Origin of the sequence: Bacillus sp. GZB (genome assembly GCF_001975995.1) — a bacterium.
GTDB lineage: Bacteria > Bacillota > Bacilli > Bacillales > Bacillaceae > Bacillus > Bacillus velezensis.
The window spans coordinates 66,401-87,637 of record NZ_MTQG01000018.1 but is presented as its reverse complement, the minus strand read 5'-3'; the positions used below and the strand labels follow the sequence as shown (position 1 = coordinate 87,637).

The window sequence follows — 21,237 nt, the reverse complement described above, 5'->3', positions numbered from 1 at the left end:
TGTGAGACATCCAAAAATCCCGATCCTGAAACTGTATAACTGCTTATTGGTATCCATCCAATGGGAACTTGACGACCAGACAGCTTTGCATTTTCAAGAAGATCTGCTGAACAAAATCTATGAAACCGGCGCAAACGGGGTCGTCATTGACCTTACATCCGTTGACATGATCGATTCATTTATCGCGAAAGTGCTCGGCGATGTCATCACCATGTCTAAATTGATGGGCGCAAATGTCGTATTGACGGGAATTCAGCCGGCTGTGGCGGTCACATTGATTGAACTCGGAATCTCACTTGAGGAAATTGAAACGGCGCTCGATTTAGAGCAAGGGCTTGAGACATTGAAGCGGGAATTGGGGGAATAGCGATGAACGACCAATCCTGTGTGAAAATCATGACAGAATGGGATATCGTAGCCGCCAGACAGCTTGGCCGCAACGTTGCGAAGGAATTAGGCTTCGGTACGGTGGACCAGGCCAGAATCACGACGGCTATCTCAGAATTGGCCAGAAACATTTACTTATATGCAGGCAAAGGCCAGGTCAGCATAGAACAAGTAAACGACAGAGGGAAAAAAGGCCTTAAAATTATAGCAGAAGACAAAGGACCCGGAATCCCCGACATCCGTAAAGTGATGGAAGACGGCTTTTCAACGTCAGGCGGACTGGGAGCGGGACTTCCGGGCGTCAAAAGGCTGATGGACGAATTCAGCCTGCAATCTGTTGCAGAGGAAGGAACAGAGATTCAAGCCGTGAAATGGCTTCGGTAGGAGGTTAGAACGTGGATTTCAGGGAGGTTATAGAGCAGCGGTATCATCAGCTGCTTAGCCGATATATAGCCGAATTAACAGAAACATCTTTATATCAAGCCCAAAAATTCAGCCGAAAAACGATTGAACATCAGGTTCCTCCGGAGGAGATTATCAGTATCCACCGAAAAGTAGTAAAGGAACTGTATCCGGATCTGCCGGAAGATGTTTTTCATTCGCTGGATTTTTTAATAGAAGTCATGATTGGCTACGGGATGGCTTATCAGGAACATCAAAGTCTGAGAGATATCCAGCAGGAGCTTCGTTCAGAAATTGAAATTGCCGCAAATGTTCAGCAGACGCTGCTTGGCACAAAAATTCCTGAAGAAGAAGATCTGGATATCGGGGCGATCAGCGTCCCCGCCAAACAGATGAGCGGGGATTATTATCACTTTGTCAAAGACAAGGAATCGATTAACATCGCGATAGCCGATGTCATCGGAAAAGGAATACCCGCCGCATTGTGCATGTCGATGATCAAGTATGCCATGGACTCTCTTCCGGAGATCGGCATTCACCCCTCCCAAGTGCTGAAAAATCTTAACCGCGTTGTAGAACAGAACGTGGACTCAAGCATGTTTATCACCATGTTTTACGCAAACTACAATACGAAAAATCACCAATTTACATATGCCTCTGCGGGGCATGAACCGGGCTTCTACTACTCTGAAAAAGAAAAAAAGTTTTATGATCTGGAGGCAAAAGGATTGGTGCTGGGAATTTCTCAGGATTTTGATTACAGCCAATATGAACAGCACATGGACGAAGGAGACATGATCGTTCTTTTTTCTGACGGCGTCACCGAATGCCGTACCGAAAACGGTTTCTTAGAACGCAGCGACATTCAGCGCATGCTGGAAGAACATATGGACTGCTCCGCGCAGGATATGGTCAAAAACATTTACGACAGCCTGCTGAGACTCCAGGACTTTCAGCTTCATGACGATTTTACGTTAATTGTTTTGAAAAGAAAGGTTTAAAAAAACAGCAGCACGGGTAAAAAGCCATTAGCACGAGTAAGGATAACTTTCAGAGGTGATACGATGAATTTAACGGTAGATATGAAGGAGAATCTTTCAGATATACAAATCAATATCGCTGGAGAAATCGATGTATACTCAGCTCCGGTGGTTCGTGAAAAGCTGATGCCCCTGGCAAACGAGGGGAAGGACATGAGAATCTGCTTAAAAGATGTAAATTATATGGACAGTACGGGTTTAGGCGTTTTTGTAGGCGTGTTTAAAACGGTGAGCAAGGAAGGCGGCTCTCTCAAGCTTGAGAATCTTTCCGACCGGCTCGTCCGTCTGTTTGAAATTACGGGGCTTAAGGACATCATCGACATTTCGGCAAAGTCAGAAGGTGGCGTGCAATGAGTACATCAGTTGATTATATAGAGATGAAAATTCCGGCCGAACCGGAATATGTAGGAATCGTCAGGCTTACGTTATCAGGGGTCGCAAGCAGAATGGGCTATACCTATGATGACATTGAAGATTTAAAAATCGCTGTCAGCGAAGCTTGTACAAACGCTGTCCAGCATGCATACAAAGATGAAAATAAGGGAGAAGTATCCGTGCGGTTCGGTGTGTTTGAGGATCGGCTGGAGGTCATTGTCGCCGATCAGGGAGACAGCTTTGATTTTGATCAGAAGCAGCAGGATCTCGGGCCGTACACACCTTCACACACAGTCGATCAATTGTCAGAAGGAGGGCTCGGTCTGTATTTAATGGAAACGCTCATGGATGAAGTCAAAGTTCAAAGCAACTCTGGCGTAACCGTGGCGATGACAAAGTATTTAAATGGGGAGCGAGTTGATCATGGCACAACCATCAAAAACTACGAAACTAACTAAAGATGAAGTTGATCGGCTCATACGCGACTTTCAAACACATGATAATAAAGAAGCCCAGGAAACACTCGTCGAGGTGTATACCAATCTCGTCGAAATGCTGGCAAAGAAATATTCAAAAGGAAAAAGCTTTCATGAAGACCTCCGCCAGGTCGGGATGATCGGACTTCTCGGAGCCATTAAACGGTATGATCCCGAGGTCGGCAAATCCTTTGAAGCATTTGCGATTCCGACCATCATCGGCGAGATCAAACGCTTCCTCAGAGATAAAACATGGAGTGTACACGTCCCGAGACGGATTAAAGAACTCGGGCCGCGCATTAAAATGGCGGTGGATCAGCTGACGACAGAGACGCAGCGGTCGCCGAAAGTCGAAGAAATCGCAGCCTTTCTCGATGTGTCAGAAGAGGAAGTGCTTGAAACGATGGAGATGGGAAAAAGCTATCAGGCGCTGTCTGTCGATCACAGCATCGAAGCGGATGCGGACGGAAGCACCGTCACGATTTTAGATATCGTCGGTTCGCAGGAGGAAGGATACGAACGCGTCAACCAGCAGATGATGATCAAAAGCGTGCTTCATGTGCTGTCCGACCGCGAAAAACAGATTATCGATCTAACATTTGTGCAAAATAAAAGCCAAAAAGAAACAGGGGACATTCTCGGAATATCTCAAATGCACGTCTCGCGCCTGCAGCGGAAAGCGGTCAAAAAACTGAGAGAGGCCTTGATTGGAGATCCCTCCATGGAGCTAATGTAATGATTCAGGTTGAAGAAAATGAACATGTTCAAACTCTTGTATACCAATTAAATAAAGAAGGCAAGTCCATATGCGGCGACAGCTTTTTTATGAAGGCGAATGAAGAAGAATTAGTTTGCGCGGTAGCAGACGGTCTCGGCAGCGGATCTCTTGCCAACGAATCCTCGTCAGCCATTAAAGACATCGTGGAAACGTATGCGGATGAGGATGTGGAAAGCATCATTGAGCGCTGCAATCAAGCGATGAAAAACAAAAGAGGGGCGACTGCCTCCATCTTAAAAATCAATTTCATCAAAAGGGAATTGACATATTGCTCGATCGGCAACGTCCGTTTCTTCCTGCACTCCCCATCAGGCGAAGTCTTTCATCCGCTGCCGATTTCGGGTTACCTCTCAGGCAAACCGCAAAGATACAAAACGTATACGTCATCATACGAAAAAGGGGCGAGGTTCATCATCTACACGGATGGGCTTGAGGTTCCGCATATCCGCACCTGCTTAAAGCAGGGACACTCAATAGAAGATATATCAAAATCACTTCATCCGTACACAACATCCAGACGTGATGATTTGACCTATATTCTAGGGCAGCTTTTATCGTAAGGCTGCTTTTTTTATGTTCCGCCGTTTTTTGATACACTAGAGAAAGAATGAAGAGATGGAGGCTTTTGTGATATGGAAACGTTAGCCCTTTTGAAAAAACAAATTGCTGAAGAAACAGCGTTATCCCAAAAACATGTCGAAAGTGTCATCCGCCTGCTGGAAGACGGCAATACCGTCCCGTTTATTGCGCGGTACCGAAAAGAGCAGACCGGCTCAATGGACGAGGTGCAGATTCAGGCAATCTCCGAGCGGTGGCAATACATACAAAACCTGACGCAGCGGAAAGAAGAAGTCATCAGATTGATCTCTGAGCAGGACAAGCTGACGGAAGGGCTGAAGCAAAAAATCGAACAAGCGGTCAAGCTTCAGGAAGTCGAGGATTTATACCGTCCCTTCAAACAAAAACGGAAAACAAAAGCCACCGTCGCCAAAAGCAAAGGCCTTGAACCGCTTGCGGACTATATTCTTTCTCTCCCGAAAGAAAACCGCCTTCACGACATCGCTGATCAATATATCAGTGCAGAAAAAGAAGTCCCTTCAAGAGAGGAAGCCATCGAAGGCGCGAAGCACATCATAGCCGAACAAATCTCGGATGATCCTCATTTCAGAAAGTGGATTCGCCAGGAAACGTATAAAAAAGGAATTCTCACTTCCGCGGCAGGCAAGTCAGCCGCAGATGACGAGAAAAATGTCTATGAAATGTACTACGAGTACGCAGAGCCGATCCAAAAGGTCGTTCCTCACAGAGTACTTGCGATGAACCGCGGTGAAAAAGAAGGCATTTTAAAGATTGCGATCGAACAGCCCGCCGATCAGATAAAAGCTTATTTAGAAAAGCAAATCATCAAACACCGTGAAACGCCTGTGAAAGAAACGCTGAAAGAAGCCATTGAGGACAGTTACAAACGTCTGATCCAGCCGGCTATTGAGCGCGATATCCGCAAAGAGCTGTCAGAAAAAGCAGACGCGCAGGCGATTCATATTTTCGCTGAAAACCTGCGTAAGCTCCTGCTGCAGCCGCCGATGAAGGGGAAAGTTGTGCTCGGCGTCGATCCGGCCTTCCGTACGGGGTGCAAACTGGCAGTTGTTGATGAGACGGGAAAAGTGCTGAAAATCGACGTCATTTACCCGCACGCTCCTGTAAAAAAGACAGCGGAAGCCCGGAAAAAAATCAAAGAATTGCTGGACCGGTACGAAGTCGAGGTTGTGGCGATCGGAAACGGCACGGCATCACGGGAGACAGAGCAATTCGTCGTTGATGTGCTGAAAGAAACAGAGCGGGACATTTATTATGTCATCGTTAATGAGGCCGGAGCAAGCGTGTATTCCGCATCAGAAATCGCCCGTGAAGAATTTCCGGATTTTCAGGTCGAAGAGCGCAGCGCCGTCTCCATCGCACGGAGGTTGCAGGACCCGCTGGCCGAGCTTGTAAAAATTGATCCTAAATCCGTCGGCGTCGGGCAATACCAGCATGATGTCAGCCAAAAGCATTTAAATGAATCACTCCGTTTTGTCGTTGAGACCGTCGTCAACCAAGTCGGGGTGAATGTCAATACAGCATCAGCCGCGCTGCTTCAATATGTAGCCGGGTTATCCAAAACCGTTGCCGGTAATATCGTTAAAAAAAGGGAAGAGCTCGGAAAATTTACAAATCGCAAAGAGCTGAAAGAAATCCCGCGTCTCGGCGCAAAAACATATGAACAGTGCATCGGCTTTTTGAGAGTGCCCGGGGGACCGGAACCGCTCGACCGCACCGGGATACACCCGGAAAGCTATAAAGAGACAAAGGCGCTGCTCAAAAAACTGCAGCTCACTGCGGATCAGATCGGAAGCGCGGACGCAAAAGAGAAAATAAGCGCACTGCCGCTGTCTGAAACGGCTGAAGAGCTCGGTATAGGGGAAATTACGCTTGCAGATATTTGCGGGCAGCTGACAAGGCCGGAGCGAGATCCTCGTGACGAAGTACCGAAGCCTTTGCTGAAAAAAGACGTTCTGCAGCTTGAGGATTTAAAGGAAGGAATGGAATTGCAGGGCACCGTCCGCAACGTTGTAGACTTCGGCGCTTTCGTCGATATCGGCGTCAAACAGGACGGGCTTGTGCACATTTCAAAACTGAGCAATCAATACGTCAAACATCCTCTCGACGTCGTATCGGTCGGGGACATCGTCACCGTATGGGTCGAAGGGGTGGACGTGCAAAAAGGCAGAGTGTCGCTGTCTATGGTAAAATAAAAGCACTGCTTACGAGCAGTGTTTTTTTCTGTAGAAATACCAGCACTGATTCAGCAGTTTGATTTGGTAATTATCCTTTTCTAAAAACGCTTTTTGCATTTGTTTCATCAGCCAATTCGGCATGGCTCATTCCTCCTCAGCTTTTAGTTAGAGGTCGGTTTTAACTCATTGTATGCGAACGGTGAATTGTCCCGTTCAATGTTTTTAAAGCGGGGTGCACATATGGATAACGAACAACTTCAAAAGCTGACGGAAGACATCTCTGCACAAGATTTCGGAAAACCGTTCCGTCACCGGGCCTTTTTCAATGACCGGCTGAAAACGACAGGCGGCCGGTACATGCTGTCTTCCCATAACATCGAATTAAACCGAAAATATCTTCTCGAACACGGGCAGAGCGAGCTGGAAGGAATCATTAAACACGAGCTGTGCCATTACCACCTTCACCTTGAAGGAAAAGGGTACAAGCACAGAGACAAGGACTTCAGAGAACTGCTTCAGAAAGTCGGAGCGCCGAGATTCTGCACGCCGCTGCAAACCAAAAAGCCACAAAAGAAAACATATATGTATAGATGCGCGGCTTGCGGCCAACAGTATATAAAGAAGCGGGCAATGAACCCGGAAAGATATGCCTGCGGAAAATGCAGAGGGAAAATCAAAAGAATTTTTTAAAAAGGCTTGACTCATTTTAATGTTCTATGTTAAATTATAAAAGTCGTTGAGAGACAACGACACTTTCTTAAAAAAATAAATGTTGCTTCTTGACACAATATGTCGCATCATTTATAATAAAGAAAGTCTGATTATTCCACAGTAGCTCAGTGGTAGAGCTATCGGCTGTTAACCGATCGGTCGCAGGTTCGAATCCTGCCTGTGGAGCCATATGGAGAAGTACTCAAGTGGCTGAAGAGGCGCCCCTGCTAAGGGTGTAGGTCGCGTAAGCGGCGCGAGGGTTCAAATCCCTCCTTCTCCGCCAGATAAGTTCTCAACCAGACGGCCCGTTGGTCAAGCGGTTAAGACACCGCCCTTTCACGGCGGTAACACGGGTTCGAATCCCGTACGGGTCACCATTTACCTTCGTTGGGCTATAGCCAAGCGGTAAGGCAACGGACTTTGACTCCGTCATGCGTTGGTTCGAATCCAGCTAGCCCAGCCATTTTATTTAAAAATTTTGAATCACTTTTAGAGCGAGCCATTAGCTCAGTTGGTAGAGCATCTGACTTTTAATCAGAGGGTCGAAGGTTCGAGTCCTTCATGGCTCACCACTTGTCACGCGGGTGTGGCGGAATTGGCAGACGCGCTAGACTTAGGATCTAGTGTCTTACGACGTGGGGGTTCGAGTCCCTTCACCCGCACTTTATTTTCAAAGTGCTGATCATCATCACTAGCTTATATGCTTAGTGGAAAGACAGCTTCATAGCACGCGGTCGTGGCGGAATGGCAGACGCGCTAGGTTGAGGGCCTAGTGGGTGAATAACCCGTGGAGGTTCAAGTCCTCTCGGCCGCATCTCAAAAATACCAAGGGTTTAACCACCTTTGGTATTTTTTTTTATGCTGAAAATACGGCCTTGAAAAAGGACTTGCTCACCAAAACCCACCAGTTACTTAAAGTAAGCCTTAATTGTGAAACTTTTCAATTTTTCTGATTGGGACTAGAGCAGGAGATGAATTGTGTCTAATTTGAAAATAAAAAGAGTTCCAAATTCTTCTTTTATTATAAAACTTTAGGTGATATAATTAATTCAAAGGAGATGTAGACAATGGCAATTCCAAAGGCTTTTTATGCATATCCATCACATAGGCCCGACTTATTACAAGATATTCGTGAATCAGTTGAAGAGATCAATAGAGGCCACTCTATTAAAATTACAACATGGGAAGATTACGAGATTTCCGGGAAATTTATAATAAAAAACATTTTAAAGGCAATTGAACAATGTGACCTTTTTATGTGTGATCTTACATACTTAAATCCTAATGTACTGTATGAATTAGGTTATGCTATTGCAAAAGAAAAAAAAATATGGATTACGCTAAATACTGCGCATCGTGATTCTGTTAAGAATTACAAAATGTTAAGAGCTATTACTACTATTGGTTACAATGGTTACGAAAATTCTGATGAGCTTGTTAAAAAATTTTATCACGATAGCCCTTACAGAACATTAACTAAAATTGACCTTAGACCTGAACATGCTGAAATAAACAGTAATTTAATATATATGAAATGCGAAATCAATACAAATGAGTCAAGCAAAATAGACTCTATAATAAATAAATCAAGATTACCTAAAAAGATGGACGATCCTTATGAGGGACGTGAACCATTAAGTTGGTATCTAAATTTATTGCCGAATGCTTTAGGAACAGTAATACATTTTCACAATAAGGATACTCAAGAAGATAAGCCATTGATTACTGCAAGAAAATCTCTTATAGCGGGTTTGTCAGTTGGGTTAGGAAAAAAAACTATATTGCTAGCTCATGATCAGTTTAAATCTCCATTGGATTTTGAGGATGTTTTAAAGACACATAGAAATACGGAAGAATGTGAATCATTATTTAAAGAATGGTTTGAACCAATTGTTAACAAATTCAACGAGAAGAGTTCAGATCATTCAGAATTTAAACAAGAAAAAAAGGCCCTAGGAAAGTTATCGAACCTTTTAATAGGTGATCATGTAGCAGAAAATGAAAATCATGATTTAGTCGAGTATTTTCTAGAAACTGCTGAGTATAAAGAAGCGTTAAGTGCACAACAAGTTTTATTTGTAGGACGTAAAGGCACTGGGAAAACTGCGAATTTAATTAAAATTAGAAGTGAAATGAGAGAAGACAAGAGAAATTTTGTGGTATCTATCCAGCCACAAGGTCATGAATTTGAAGGTGTATTAAAAATTATTAGCAACTTAAAGAAAGGATCAGAACAAGGACATTTAATAGAGAGTGTATGGAAATTTCTAATATACACGGAGATTGGTAGACAGTTTTTTGAGTACCTTGATAATTTACCTCTTCACTATCAAAGAACTGAAGAAGAAGATAATTTTATAGGTTTTGTCAAGACACAAGAAAGAATAATAAACGCTGATTTTACATTAAGACTAGAAAATGTAGTTAATAACTTAAGTTCTTTATCAGCCGAAGAGAGCATGGAAGAAAATAGATTAAGAGTAAGTGAATACTTACATGAAACCATGATTAAAGAGTTAAGAAATCATTTGGGAATGGTTTTAGAAAATAAGGAGAAAGTCACCATATTAATAGATAATTTAGACAAGGGATGGAATGATAGTGCCGAACTAGAAAGTATGAGTCAATTATTATCAGGTCTATTAAATGTTGTTCATAAGGTTACAGATGAATTTCATAAAAGTTCATATAAACATGTAAAAGTCAATCTTTCTTTAATAGTTTTTTTAAGAAGTGATATCTATTCTAGACTTATGAGCTTTGTTGACGAGAGAGACAAGGTCCCTTACAAAAATTTGTCTTGGAATGAACCTATAATGCTTTTTAGAATTATTGAAAATAGAATTGACTATAGTAATAACGGTGTTACTAGCCCTGAGGCACTTTGGAAAGAGTATTTTTGTGAAAATGTAAATGGTATTCCATTAAAGAACTTTATTTCTAATTTAATAATTCCTCGTCCTAGAGATATAATTTTCTTTTTTAAATCTGCTTTACAAGAAGCAGTGAATAAAGGACATGCTACAGTTGAAGAAGAAGATTTTCTAGCTGCTGAATACGCTTATTCAGAATATGCCTTGTCTTCTTTGTTCCCTGAAAATGGGAATAGGGTTGAGGATCTTGAATCTATTTTTTATGAATTTGTCGGAGAACAGCCAATCCTCTCTGAAGAAAGACTTATAGAATGTTTGCAAAATTGTACCTCTCAAAATATAGATGAGGTAATAAAAATTCTTTGTGAATTAACGTTTCTTGGAAAAGAAACACAGAAGGACACATTTGAATATTATGGTGGCAAAAGGCCTCCCAAAATAATTGATAAACTCTCGGACAAACTTGCTCAAAGAAATAAAAAGTCTAAAAGATATCGGATTAATCCAGCCTTTTATGCTTACCTTGGTATTGAGCCAATAGAGACGTTTGATCAAATAGTTTAAATTTAAAAAACATACCAAACAAATTTGGTATGTTTTATTTGAATTTCCCTTTAGCTATATAAAGAAGAACCAGTTCTATTTTGTTGAACAGGTGCTGTGCTTAGTATTTTTTGAGAATACTTTAATTTATTTGGATATTATTGTACAATTAGTACTTTTTTAAGAAGAGTAGTAAAATATTAATCCTCCCAATCCTGATCTTCGTCTAAGTCCTCTTTACCTTTTTTCAATTGCTGAAGAAGAAATTCAAGAAAATTATTTGCAGCTGTATAACCATATCCTTCATGGTTGTCCCAAAGGATAACAGGACATTCTCCATCTGCCATTTTATTTGTATCAAGACAATAAGAGAATTCATCTATATACTCAATAACAACAAGACCTGGTATAAGATTGTAGAACGTTCTGTATTCTTTGGTTTGTTCTACAACTTCAGCTCCATGAGAGTCATAACCGAGTATCATAGTCCCGAACGCGCCTCCTGAACCATATTCAGTTAAAAACCACTTATAACTGTCTGGGAGGGTTGCTTTGAGGTCTTCTTCTATCTCTTTAATTTGTTTATCAGTGACGCTTTCAGTAAGAATTGAATATTTTTTATTCTCTTCAAAGAACTTTTTCACTCCAGAGTAATTCACATTTAACCTCACATACATTTAATTTTGGTTTGCAATTCATCGATCTTATTAAGTTCATACTCATAATCACAGTTTTCTTCTAAAACAAAATTCATAGTTTCAAAGAAACTTTTCGCATTCTTTAAAAGTGATTCAAAAAAATCAAGTTTCGGTAGTAATACTTTTTGTTTTTGGTCAATTTCAAATAACAACATATCATTCGATATTGATTTCATTTTCAATAGAAGGGGTTGATCTGGAAAATAAGTTTCGCTTTTTCCCGTTTCAATAGCTTCTTCAATTAGATTTAAAAAATAAGCCCACAATTGGTCAACCAAGTCCCACATAGTGACATCAAGCAAATCTTGTTCACCATATTTTAAAATAATCGCCCCACATAAATAGTAAGAGTCTAACTGTGGTTTTATGCTCTTTAGTCCCTCTATATTGTTAAGGGGGACAAAGTAATCGTTAACATTCTTTTTTAAGACTGAAAGATCCTTTATCTTCTTATTTGGCTTGAGAATTAATGATTGTATATAAAACATTCTTACCTCTCCTATTTTTCCGGATAGAATTGACCTACTCTTCCTTTTTGAAAGCCTACAACATATTGCTGACCCTTATACGTTCCTCTAATTTGATAACTGAATTTTGTTCCTTTTTGTACTAACTCTTCACGGTTTTGTTTCATGATTGATTCTATCGCATCTGCAACATCGCTAACAGTCATCTCTTTATTGAGAAAAGATTGACGAGACTTAACTGAACCATCCCATAAACTAGGATGATGGCGCTCTAAAATATGCTTCATTCCACGTTTATCAATAAGAAATGATTGTCCTCCAAAAATGTATTTCCTGCTTTGAAAAGTCTCTAATTCGTTTACAACTTCATGCGGCTTTGCTTTTTTTATACCATGTGTAGCAGACTGGTTCTTAAAAACTTCAAGTGCAGAGTTTTTATAACTCTCCCCATCAATTGTGTTGAAAGGAAAAGTCCCTGAACCGCCAGCCATTGCATATTGTTGTTCAAAAACATTTGGTATTTTAACGTATTCAATCCCTTTTTTTATTCCTGTTTTTGAAACTTCAAGTGTCTTAATTGCAGCAAATTTTGAACCGGCTTTTGCAACTTTGGATACTTTATCAATACCCTTTGGACCAACTATTGCAAGAACAACAGTGCTGCCGACATAGGACACCCATTTTGCCCTGCTGTAGCTATCTCCATTAATCATATCACGTTGGAAAGTGTCTTCTATGTCTTTTGCTATGATCTTATAAGTATCGATTGGATGTAAGACGGCGTTCACCGTTCCAGAAAGCGTTTCAATAGGGTGCATTGCAAGTTGATAGAGACCCATCACGGTATCTTTACCTGCTTCATACATTCCAACTGCAATACCTTTTCCGATTTCGGCTTTTTGTTGAAGTTCTTCGAGCTGGCGGAAATAAACTTTTTGGTCAGGCTCCAAATTTTCGTATCCAATTTTTTCAGCAATTTTTAAATACTCGTCAGGATCTGTTACATTTACAAGCTGTTTTTTCAAATCTTTAATTTCGCGTTGTTTAGCTTCCTCTTTTTTGAGCTTTAAATAAGCTTCAGACCGCTTTTCGATATCGCCTTTTTTCTTATGTATGTCACTCTCGCGATAAGCCTTGGCATTATAATGTATAGGTGAAGCGTTTTTGCCCCTACCTGTTGACTCCTGTAACTTTTGAAAGTCTGCTTTAATAAATTGTTCGTTAGGTTCAGTCATTGCATATTCAGTTTTTAAGTTCTCGTCTGTATCGCCTATTTTCTCAATAGTTTTTTTTCGTTTGTTTTCGGCGGACGAGAGCTCATCCTTAAAAGCCTCTGTTGAAAATAAATCAAGTGGAAGAATGTCATCAATATCACTCAGTATATCTTTCATTGCTTTCTTCTGCTCGGACATAATTGCTTGTGATTTTCTATATGCGTTTGCCAGTTCGTGTTCTAAGAAGGATTCTTCGATATATGCATCAGATAAGCTGGCATCTTCCAGAATACCGGAGATGCTAGTAAGGAAAGCGATTTTCATATCAATTAAATCAATCCATTGATCAGCTACACCGGTGTGATCGTGAAAAAATGCTTTAATATTGTTTGCTCCCTTCCCAGAGAACTCACTATCATCAAGATCAGCAACTGCCGTAAAGGCTTTTCTTAAATTAATCATTTGATTTTTCAACTCTTTATAATCGTTTGCTCGGTTTTCAGCTTCAGATAACAAAGACTTTGCTTCAAATACTTTCATTGGACAATCCTTTCAGTAAGTTTATATCTAAATATTACCATGGATAGGATGTGAAGTTCGAAAAAATTGTTGAAGAAGAGGTAATGAATTGAACGTAATGAGATTTCGAGAAGTGGGGAATTAAGGGGGTTTTTTTTCTCACCAATTATTAACCATAATTCATTCAAACCTATAGAAATGATGTAATGTGGTGTTAGAAAGTGTAATGAAAACAAGCTTTCATAATCAGTGATACGGATTTACAATGTTGAGGGCCCAGCGGGTGAGTAACCCGTGGAGGTACAAGTCCTCTCGGCCGCATCAATGATACCAAGGATAATAGAGATCCTTGGTATTTTTTGTGCTTATTTTTAAATGATCTACTATCCACAAACTGTCCACTTACCTGGAGTAAGTCATCTACAGTAGACATCGCACAAATATTTTCATTATTTATTGATAGTTACTAATGCCTCAAACTCCAATTTGCAAAAGCAGAGAAAGTATTGCTAAGCATGGAGGAAAACAAAGATGCCTTGTTATATGATCAGCTATTAGAATTTAGACACGAGATAATAGGATAGGGGCATAAGGGTACTGAAAAGGCTTAATCTTTTTTAAAAGGTTAAGCCTTTTTTGGGCTATTAATGTAATCAGTGTCCAATTAGTTGCCCTGAATTCATGAAAAAGGATAAAATAGGTGTAAATAAGTTGTTATTTTAAAATTAGATTCAATTCATTATCGCAAAAGCAATAATAACTAATCGGCGAAGAAAGGATAATCAGCCAAATGAAAACATTAGTTATCGTTATACACCCTAATTTGGAAACGTCTGTTGTCAACAGAACCTGGATGAATCGTTTAAAGCAAGAGAATGACATTACGGTTCATGACCTGTACGGTGAATACCCTAATTTTATCATTGATGTAGAAAAAGAGCAGCAGCTCCTGTTAGATCATGAGCGTATCGTTTTTCAGTTCCCAATGTATTGGTACAGCAGTCCCGCGTTACTCAAACAATGGGAAGATGATGTGTTAACACATGGCTGGGCTTATGGAACTGGAGGTACTAAATTGCATGGAAAAGAACTACTCTTAGCTATCTCCTTAGGCGCACAGGAATCTGATTATCAAGCAGGCGGAGAATATAATATCACGATCAGCGAGCTTATCAGACCGTTTCAAGTCACTGCTAACTATATAGGAATGCGTTTTCTTCCTGCCTTTACACAATATGGGACACTTCACCTTTCAAAAGAAGATGTTAAGAACAGTGCGGAGAAATTGGTTGACTATCTTAAAGCTGAGCATTGATCCGGTATTCGCGAGGGAAGCTGAAATAAATGATGTGAAACTAATTACAGCAGGGCGATGAGTACATATTTCTTGATGAAATGCAGATTTCCTTGGTCTCTAATAGGTGCCCGGTTTGTGCTCAGAATTCATGAAAAATGATGAAAATAAGTATAAATAAAATAAACAGGTGCTTTGAATAAAAGTTTTTGTAACTCATGATAGGTTTTTACTAGGTTGAGGGCCCAGCTGGTGAATAACCCGTGGAGGTTCAAGTCCTCTCGGCCGCATCTCAATGATACCAAGGGTAATAGAGAGATCCTTGGTATTTTTTTGTGCTTATTTTTAAATGATCTACTGCCCACAATCTGCCCACTTACCTAAAGTAAGTCATCTGCAGTAGACATCGCACAAATATTTTCATCATTATAGGTAGTTACTAATGCCTCAAACTCCAATTTGCAAAAGCAGAGAAAGTGCTGCTAAGCAAGGAAGAAGACTTCGAGGAAAATGTTTGCTGGTGTTGAAAATTTTTCTATCGAAGTCGCTGATTATTTTCATGAACGAGGAAGCTTAATGCTCTCTACGAAAATTAAAAAAGGGGAGATTATTGATGAAAATCAGCCGGTGTCTATTGGCTGCAGTGATTTTAGGTAGTGTGTTTTCAATAACTTATTTGCAAAGTGATCAAAATACTCAAACTATGTGGACAATACTTTGCTTGGTTCTTATTCGTCGATAGTCGCCGTAACGAAAGCACTAAACAACACATTAAAGAGATTCTTTTGATATGATGGAAACATATGACAGTTTGAAATTGTCAAAATTCAATGTTTAATCCTTGTTCAACTTACCAAGTTCAGTTAAAAGTTTGTTAAAATTGTGATAAATGTATGAAAGGATTAAATGTTCATATCGAAACATTTGGATTACAGGGAAGGGGATACAAATACATGTCGATTTACCAAAAATAAAACCATTACCTAAGAAATGTTTCTTTATTTCCAGCTGGATTTAAAAAATAATTTTGTTAGGTGTCATGCAATAAATTCAATTGTCGGTGATTGGCCTGTTTAAATGCATCCATTATTTCATACCCGGTGCAACTTATTTCTGTTGTAGTCTGCATACTGATTAATAGGTAAAGAAAGTCGAAAAGGTATACGACATTCTTCATACAAATTAAAGTTTTGAATGAAAGAGCAGGATTACTCCTGCTCTTTTTCTTTCTAATTGGGCTGGATTAAACGCAGACGGTTATTCCTTGGGAAAAACAAAAAAATTTCTTCTATCCATTGACTAGCTGGGCTTTAGCCGGGTTTCTATCACCCTGTGGAGCTTGTCAGATTTTAAAAAGGTATGGTACGTTTATAGTGTTTTGTTTCACCTGATTGTGGGGTAATAAAGATAGAATCAGTAAATAATTCTTAGGAACGACATCAATCTTATAATAAACATATTGGAAGACGTAATGGAAGAACTAAAATAAAGGTTTAGGATACTTTGAAGAAATAAAAGTTTTTTTTCGATTGTGATAATATTCACAATAGAGCTGTATGAAGGGGAATCATTTCTCCAAATATTCTGCAGAAAATACCAACCACAGCCCACGGATATATCACTAACCGCTTTGGCTGGTATTATCTGTTGGATGTTTCTCTTTTTGTTGCTTTTTGTATTATTTTTAGTCCAATCGGCAAAAATAAGTTAAGGAAACCAGCGAAAAAACTGAATTTCATCCTTCTTTCCTGGTTTACAATGTTATTTGGCGCTGATATGGATATTAGTCTAGTCTTTTAAGGTACAGTTGAACCAATCATCCACTATGCCGTTAGCTCTCCATCAGGTGAAACAGAAACCCCCAGACTTTTAGAGAAGCATTACGCTATACATTCTGGGACTGCATGCTTGGACTGTTTATGCGCTTGTATAATGTGGATTTGATAATTAAGGAGTCGATATTATTAAATGAAGTTTAACAAGAAAAAAATTAACGTTGTAGACATTCAAAAAGCGAAGAAAAGCGTGTTTGCTACAGGGATAGGAAACGCGATGGAATGGTTTGATTTTGCTTTATATTCTTATTTGGCAGTTATTATTAGTAAAAACTTTTTCAGTCCAGTTCAAAACGATGAATTAAAGTTAATATTTACTTTTGCTACATTTGCAATTGCCTTTTTGCTTAGACCGGTAGGCGGAATTATTTTTGGTAAAGTTGGTGACAAATTTGGTCGGAAAATAGTATTAACAATTACTATTTTAATGATGGCTTTATCTACTTTAATAATTGGTGTGCTTCCTACCTATGATCAGATTGGTGTATGGGCCCCTATATTATTACTCTTAGCTCGTATTCTGCAAGGTTTTTCTGTGGGTGGAGAGTACGCTGGTGCAATGGTATATATCGCAGAATCTTCTCCAGATAATAAGCGTATAAGGTTAGGCAGCGGTTTAGAAATCGGCACATTATCTGGTTATATAGTAGCTTCTGTTTTAGTTACAGTACTTTTCTGGACTTTATCTGATGTTCAAATGAATAGTTGGGGATGGAGAATTCCTTTCTTCTTAAGTATTCCAATAGGATTATTTGGTTTATATTTGAGAAGTCATTTAGATGAATCACCAATCTTTGAAAATGACATCTCTGAAAACCAAGAACAACAACCCGGTTTATTAGAAGTCATTAAAACATATAAAAAAGATATCTTTTTATGTATCGTATTTGTGGCATTTTTCAATATAACCAATTACCTATTGTTAGGTTATATGCCTTCTTATTTAGATGAGAACCTTGGTATAAGTGATAATATAAGTACACCGGTTACAGCAATTGTATTGATTATTATGGTACCGTTCGCTCTAACTTTCGGTAAACTAGGAGATAAATTAGGAAATAAAAAAGTTATATCAATTGGATTAGTATTAGGAATTGTATTTTCGATTATCTCTTTTCAATTTCTTAATATGGGGAATATAACATTCTTATTTATAGGACTTTTAATGTTAGGTATTGTATTATCTGTATACGAAGGCACTATGCCAGGCTCTTTACCTACGTTGTTCCATACTGACATTAGATATCGTACATTATCCTGGACATTCAACTTATCAGTTTCTATTTTTGGTGGAACAACACCTTTAGTTGCTTCTTGGTTAACCCATGTGACAAGAAACAATTTGGCGCCGGGTTTCTATTTATTAGCAGTTAGTTTAATTGGCTTAATAGTTGTGTTAACCTTATTTAAAGATACTTCAGGTAAATCTTTAAAAGGTTCTTACCCAACAGTTGCTTCTAAAGCTGAGTTTCAAGAAGCTGTTGAAAATCCAAAAGATGCACTGTGGTGGAAAATGGAACAAACAGAAAAGGAATGAAAAAAACATCCATTTAATTGACCGGCTACTCGAAATGCAGACTCAGAATAAGCTGGGATTATCCGAACAGCAATGACTGCAGCTCTTTTATATTCTGGAGGGCTTACTGCTTTGCAAAAGCAGTGTTGCTATTCTCGATCGTCATTATTTTATTGGTTGTGTCCTAATAATAAAACATTGACGCAAGAGCGAAGAGAAATTAAAAGGTCCGAGCAATACAGCAAAATAAGAAGCAAGAAGCTTTGTTATGCCAGTTCTTCTCCCGAAGGAGAGCTGGCTTTTTATTTTCTATATGGGGTCCAAAGCAGAAAACGAGAACTTGTACGCTAATCACAGTATTTGGTTCTTCTTGTTTTATGGGAGAAGGAAAAAATATCTGTTAAAGGTTTAGGCGAAGAATTATATCTGGACTCCGGAACATTAACTCCAGTTTTAAAACGACTTGAGGAGCGAGGTCTTATTATAAGAGAGCGTTCAAAAGAGGATGAACGAAGTGTAATTATTACGTTAACAACTGAAGGGAATGAGTTTAAAGAAAAAGTCACAATGATACCTAATGCAGTATTTGATAAAACCGGTTGTAATGAAGAAGAAATTAAAAGTTATAACAAGGAAATTCGTAATTTACTTCAAATGCTGACAACTGAGCAATAGTTTTATGAATATAGATGGCGGGCCCAGCGGGTGAATAACCCGTGGAGGTTCAAGTTCTCTCGGCCGCATCAATGATACCAAGGGTTTTGACACCCTTGGTATTTTTTGTTTATAGAAATTTACCTGTTACTGTCCACTTACTTATAGTAGGTCGTATGATTTGTCAGTCACCTTCATCCTTCTGCTGACTGCGTGCGGCGGTAGTAAATATGATAATGATTAATGAAGTGATGAAGCAGGAGAAGAAAGTCAGAAAAGAAATGCGAGCAGAATCAGATGAGCACAAAAGAGATAACGCCATAATTTGTGTATATGATGACGGGAAATATATTCAACTTGCGTTTTATCAGCCAGAAGAAAGTTCTCGTAGGCTGACTGCTTATTCTTATTATGAGAAGCTTGGAGATTCTTATGAGGAAATGGCACATATGCCGGGTGATGGTGATGGCGACCGCCTTGGTCTTTATAAGAAAACACCTGATTATAAAGAGGTTAAAGGCAAGGAAACAAAAACAATGTGCTTGTTCATTCCTGATAGGGGAACAATTGTTTTACCGTTAAGTTGTTGTGTGAGAGCCAGTATGTTAAAATGCTACGTAGATTTAATAATAAAGTTAAGATTCAAGGAGATTTATTTATGAAATTGGATGAATTCACCATCGGGCAGGTTTTTCAAACTAAATCTTTTGAATTAACAAAAGAGAATATAATGAATTTTGCAGAAGTGTATGACCCACAATACATGCATTTAAATGAAGAAAAAGCAAAAATGGGCAGATTTAATGGAATTATTGCTTCTGGAATACAAACGTTATCTATTACTTTTAAGCTTTGGATTGAAGAAGGGCGTCATGAAGACGATATTATTGCTGGGACAGGAATGAATAATATAAAATTCCTAGCACCCGTTTACCCTAATGATAAACTGCACACTATTGTTAAGGTTATTGATAAAAAACCAAATAAAAGCCAGACGGGGATACTTACTGTATTGTTATCTACCTATAATCAGAAAGAGGAAAAAGTGTTTGAAGGTGAGTTATCAGTATTAATTAAACGCTAAATGACCTTTGTGGCATATCATCGTCACCTTTCATTTTTAATAGGTGTCTGGATGAAATGAGCAATCATCTTAATTAATTGAGTGGACTTTGAGTCTGCTCTTTTTTATTTGTTCAACCTATGTCAAGAAACAAAGGACTAACAATAACGAAAAAATCATCTCGTAAATACAAATTTAAAAATTGCTGCTTTGAAGTTTTTGCATATTCCTCTGTACAATTGCACCGGATGGATATCTATAATGAGCGTTCTATCCTTCGATGTTATGTTTCCTTTTTACTTTTTGGTTTTGTCAGTTCAAAGCTGTACTTTACCATGTCATGGATTTGGTGCTCTGGGAGTCCCTCATCTAAGGTAAGAGTATTCCAATGCTCCTTGTTCATATGGTATCCGGGCTTGATTTCTTCAAAAAGACCACGTAGAAAATCAGCCCTTTCAGGTTCGCATTTAAGGTTGACACATAAGTGTTCGTCGCGAGTGAAGATAAGTGCAAATATTTTCTTATTCCCTTTGTGCCGAATTGCAGTCCAACCATCTCCGAAAGGATGGTCTTCATAAGAGTTTGGAAAGGTTAGGCAGTAATCTTTAATTTCATCATAATTCATTATCAATTCACTCCATACCTCATAATTTTTATATACAGAACATATTCGTTTAAACTAAGATTTGCGGTTTCTTTTATACCAATCCGAGATTTCCTCAAGTCTTTGTTTGAACTTAGCTTCTGAACCTTGAGTTGTTGGATAGTAATACTCAACGCCCTATTAAAGAATCTGGCATCGTCTGCATTGTCGTTAATTTTTCCTCTGTATCATGAGCATATTTATATCCCTTACCGTAATCTAAATCTTTCATCAAAAGAAGCAGACTTTATGTCTGTTCTTTTTCATAAAAAAGCCACTTTTTTAATCAAAAAATCAATATCAATTCGGGGCTGGATTCAATATGATAAAAGATTTTCTGTGAATCATTTAACAATTATTGATCAATTTTTCTTTTTCAATAATATCCTTTACCACATCCTCAATTGTGATATGCCCAAGAGCTTTTTCCAAGGCAGATTGGGCGATTTCAAATATTGGACCAATTGTACTTTGAATGTTCCGGCCTACAGGACATTGAGGATTGGGATTTTCATGTATACTAAACAATTCTTTATCTTGAACAACATTAACTGCTCTATAAACATCAAGTAAGGTGATTTCAGTTAAATCCTTCGCTAATTCAGCTCCTGCAATACCTGGCCGAACATTTACTAAACCTGCTTTTTTCAGCATCCCCATAATTTTTCTTATGAAGGCGGGATTTGTATTTACACTTCCAGCTAAAAATTCAGAAGTGCTAATTCCGTCTTCATTTATTTCAATAAGAGCCAATATATGAATTCCTACAGCAAAACGGCTGCTAATAGACATGATTTCTTCACCATCCTAATTACTTTACACTCTTAATAGTACACTTGTAACTGAATGTATTACAAGTTCTTTTACTCTAATATGCTCAATTAACAAGATGATAAAAGTATTGACAAATAACTAAGGTGTAACTAAAATTATTACATGTAATCAATATGGTTACATTTAAAATTTTGAATGATT

At 38.9% G+C, this 21,237-nt stretch carries 22 protein-coding genes, 7 tRNA genes and 5 pseudogenes; 27 read left to right on the top strand and 7 right to left on the bottom strand.

Annotated elements, in window-relative coordinates:
* Nucleotide 1 precedes the first annotated feature (1 nt).
* The 8 genes from rsbS to BXO87_RS16635 all read left to right on the top strand — a co-directional run bounded on the left by rsbS (nt 2) and on the right by BXO87_RS16635 (nt 6,250).
* Nucleotides 2-367, top strand: a complete 366-nt coding sequence (rsbS, locus tag BXO87_RS16670) for an RsbT antagonist protein RsbS (protein WP_007609584.1) — start codon at nt 2-4, stop codon at nt 365-367.
* A 2-nt stretch (nt 368-369) separates the two neighbouring features.
* Nucleotides 370-771: an anti-sigma regulatory factor gene (locus BXO87_RS16665; RefSeq protein ID WP_003156178.1), complete on the top strand. Its 402-nt coding sequence runs from the start codon at nt 370-372 to the stop codon at nt 769-771.
* A gap of 11 nt (nt 772-782) precedes the next feature.
* Nucleotides 783-1,790: a PP2C family protein-serine/threonine phosphatase gene (locus BXO87_RS16660; protein WP_007410233.1), complete on the top strand. Its 1,008-nt coding sequence runs from the start codon at nt 783-785 to the stop codon at nt 1,788-1,790.
* 63 nt (nt 1,791-1,853) lie between these two features.
* Nucleotides 1,854-2,183, top strand: coding sequence for an anti-sigma factor antagonist RsbV (rsbV, locus tag BXO87_RS16655; RefSeq protein ID WP_003156176.1), 330 nt, complete (start codon nt 1,854-1,856; stop codon nt 2,181-2,183).
* On the top strand, nt 2,180-2,662 hold the full coding sequence (gene rsbW, locus BXO87_RS16650; RefSeq protein WP_003156173.1) for an anti-sigma B factor RsbW: 483 nt from the start codon (nt 2,180-2,182) through the stop codon (nt 2,660-2,662). Before rsbV ends, rsbW begins: the two co-directional genes overlap by 4 nt.
* On the top strand, nt 2,628-3,416 hold the full coding sequence (gene sigB, locus BXO87_RS16645; RefSeq protein WP_003156171.1) for an RNA polymerase sigma factor SigB: 789 nt from the start codon (nt 2,628-2,630) through the stop codon (nt 3,414-3,416). Before rsbW ends, sigB begins: the two co-directional genes overlap by 35 nt.
* Entirely contained in the window at nt 3,416-4,018 is a 603-nt protein-coding gene (gene rsbX, locus BXO87_RS16640; protein WP_007410234.1) for a phosphoserine phosphatase RsbX, read from the top strand. Before sigB ends, rsbX begins: the two co-directional genes overlap by 1 nt.
* 72 nt (nt 4,019-4,090) lie before the next feature.
* Complete coding sequence (locus BXO87_RS16635; protein WP_038457031.1) at nt 4,091-6,250, top strand: Tex family protein; 2,160 nt, start codon at nt 4,091-4,093, stop codon at nt 6,248-6,250.
* A 9-nt stretch (nt 6,251-6,259) separates the two neighbouring features.
* Here the strand turns inward: BXO87_RS16635 and cmpA are convergent, their stop codons facing one another.
* Nucleotides 6,260-6,373, bottom strand: coding sequence for a cortex morphogenetic protein CmpA (cmpA, locus tag BXO87_RS20630; RefSeq protein WP_003156164.1), 114 nt, complete (start codon nt 6,371-6,373; stop codon nt 6,260-6,262).
* A 99-nt stretch (nt 6,374-6,472) separates the two neighbouring features.
* Between cmpA and BXO87_RS16630 the strand changes: the two genes are divergently transcribed.
* The 9 genes from BXO87_RS16630 to BXO87_RS21065 all read left to right on the top strand — a co-directional run bounded on the left by BXO87_RS16630 (nt 6,473) and on the right by BXO87_RS21065 (nt 10,380).
* Nucleotides 6,473-6,922, top strand: coding sequence for a SprT family protein (locus BXO87_RS16630; RefSeq protein ID WP_029326211.1), 450 nt, complete (start codon nt 6,473-6,475; stop codon nt 6,920-6,922).
* Between the two features lie 135 nt (nt 6,923-7,057).
* A tRNA-Asn gene (locus BXO87_RS16625) sits at nt 7,058-7,132 on the top strand.
* A gap of 3 nt (nt 7,133-7,135) precedes the next feature.
* A tRNA-Ser gene (locus BXO87_RS16620) sits at nt 7,136-7,226 on the top strand.
* Nucleotides 7,227-7,245: 19 nt separating this feature from the next.
* A tRNA-Glu gene (locus BXO87_RS16615) sits at nt 7,246-7,320 on the top strand.
* Between the two features lie 11 nt (nt 7,321-7,331).
* Nucleotides 7,332-7,406, top strand: a tRNA-Gln gene (locus BXO87_RS16610).
* A gap of 33 nt (nt 7,407-7,439) precedes the next feature.
* A tRNA-Lys gene (locus BXO87_RS16605) sits at nt 7,440-7,515 on the top strand.
* 8 nt (nt 7,516-7,523) lie between these two features.
* Nucleotides 7,524-7,605, top strand: a tRNA-Leu gene (locus BXO87_RS16600).
* Nucleotides 7,606-7,673: 68 nt separating this feature from the next.
* Nucleotides 7,674-7,757, top strand: a tRNA-Leu gene (locus BXO87_RS16595).
* Between the two features lie 253 nt (nt 7,758-8,010).
* Entirely contained in the window at nt 8,011-10,380 is a 2,370-nt protein-coding gene (locus BXO87_RS21065; protein ID WP_038457033.1) for a P-loop ATPase, Sll1717 family, read from the top strand.
* A 179-nt stretch (nt 10,381-10,559) separates the two neighbouring features.
* On the opposite strand, the gene BXO87_RS16585 is transcribed toward BXO87_RS21065, so the two are convergent.
* Genes BXO87_RS16585 through BXO87_RS16575 form a run of 3 tightly spaced genes read right to left on the bottom strand, consistent with a single transcriptional unit; the run spans nt 10,560 to nt 13,278 of the window.
* The gene (locus BXO87_RS16585; RefSeq protein ID WP_038457034.1) at nt 10,560-11,018 is read right to left on the bottom strand and encodes an SMI1/KNR4 family protein; all 459 of its coding nucleotides are present in this window, start codon (nt 11,016-11,018) and stop codon (nt 10,560-10,562) included.
* 8 nt (nt 11,019-11,026) lie between these two features.
* On the bottom strand, nt 11,027-11,545 hold the full coding sequence (locus tag BXO87_RS16580) for a hypothetical protein (protein WP_032873014.1): 519 nt from the start codon (nt 11,543-11,545) through the stop codon (nt 11,027-11,029).
* A gap of 11 nt (nt 11,546-11,556) precedes the next feature.
* The gene (locus tag BXO87_RS16575; protein WP_032873017.1) at nt 11,557-13,278 is read right to left on the bottom strand and encodes a ribonuclease YeeF family protein; all 1,722 of its coding nucleotides are present in this window, start codon (nt 13,276-13,278) and stop codon (nt 11,557-11,559) included.
* A 470-nt stretch (nt 13,279-13,748) separates the two neighbouring features.
* Between BXO87_RS16575 and BXO87_RS20740 the strand changes: the two are divergent.
* From BXO87_RS20740 to BXO87_RS16540, 10 genes and pseudogenes are all read left to right on the top strand, one after another.
* Nucleotides 13,749-13,835 (top strand): annotated as a pseudogene (locus tag BXO87_RS20740) (hypothetical protein); the annotation flags it as partial.
* 212 nt (nt 13,836-14,047) lie between these two features.
* A complete protein-coding gene (locus BXO87_RS16570) occupies nt 14,048-14,572 on the top strand; it encodes an NAD(P)H-dependent oxidoreductase (protein ID WP_038457036.1) in 525 nt (174 codons plus the stop codon).
* Between the two features lie 480 nt (nt 14,573-15,052).
* Nucleotides 15,053-15,208 (top strand): annotated as a pseudogene (locus BXO87_RS20665) (tetratricopeptide repeat protein); the annotation flags it as partial.
* The gene (locus BXO87_RS21060) at nt 15,165-15,293 is read left to right on the top strand and encodes a hypothetical protein (protein WP_228842191.1); all 129 of its coding nucleotides are present in this window, start codon (nt 15,165-15,167) and stop codon (nt 15,291-15,293) included. The pseudogene BXO87_RS20665 and the gene BXO87_RS21060, both read left to right, overlap by 44 nt.
* Nucleotides 15,250-15,389 (top strand): annotated as a pseudogene (locus tag BXO87_RS20625) (IS1595 family transposase); the annotation flags it as partial. The gene BXO87_RS21060 and the pseudogene BXO87_RS20625, both read left to right, overlap by 44 nt.
* A 725-nt stretch (nt 15,390-16,114) precedes the next feature.
* A pseudogene (locus BXO87_RS21055) lies at nt 16,115-16,481 on the top strand (BCCT family transporter); the annotation flags it as partial.
* 38 nt (nt 16,482-16,519) lie between these two features.
* The gene (locus tag BXO87_RS16555; RefSeq protein ID WP_032873021.1) at nt 16,520-17,923 is read left to right on the top strand and encodes an MFS transporter; all 1,404 of its coding nucleotides are present in this window, start codon (nt 16,520-16,522) and stop codon (nt 17,921-17,923) included.
* 339 nt (nt 17,924-18,262) lie between these two features.
* Entirely contained in the window at nt 18,263-18,577 is a 315-nt protein-coding gene (locus BXO87_RS16550) for a MarR family winged helix-turn-helix transcriptional regulator (protein WP_076851403.1), read from the top strand.
* 160 nt (nt 18,578-18,737) lie between these two features.
* A pseudogene (locus tag BXO87_RS16545) lies at nt 18,738-19,089 on the top strand (cystatin-like fold lipoprotein); the annotation flags it as partial.
* Between the two features lie 125 nt (nt 19,090-19,214).
* On the top strand, nt 19,215-19,640 hold the full coding sequence (locus tag BXO87_RS16540) for a MaoC family dehydratase (protein WP_007609622.1): 426 nt from the start codon (nt 19,215-19,217) through the stop codon (nt 19,638-19,640).
* 262 nt (nt 19,641-19,902) lie between these two features.
* Here BXO87_RS16540 and BXO87_RS16535 read toward each other — a convergent pair whose 3' ends face one another.
* The 3 genes from BXO87_RS16535 to BXO87_RS16525 form a co-directional block, all read right to left on the bottom strand.
* Nucleotides 19,903-20,244 (bottom strand): MmcQ/YjbR family DNA-binding protein, encoded by a 342-nt coding sequence (locus BXO87_RS16535; RefSeq protein ID WP_015239219.1) that lies wholly within the window; start codon nt 20,242-20,244, stop codon nt 19,903-19,905.
* 148 nt (nt 20,245-20,392) lie between these two features.
* Nucleotides 20,393-20,494: a hypothetical protein gene (locus BXO87_RS21050; RefSeq protein ID WP_225307344.1), complete on the bottom strand. Its 102-nt coding sequence runs from the start codon at nt 20,492-20,494 to the stop codon at nt 20,393-20,395.
* A gap of 116 nt (nt 20,495-20,610) precedes the next feature.
* Nucleotides 20,611-21,054, bottom strand: a complete 444-nt coding sequence (locus BXO87_RS16525) for an Rrf2 family transcriptional regulator (protein WP_038457041.1) — start codon at nt 21,052-21,054, stop codon at nt 20,611-20,613.
* Between the last annotated feature and the right edge of the window lie 183 nt (nt 21,055-21,237).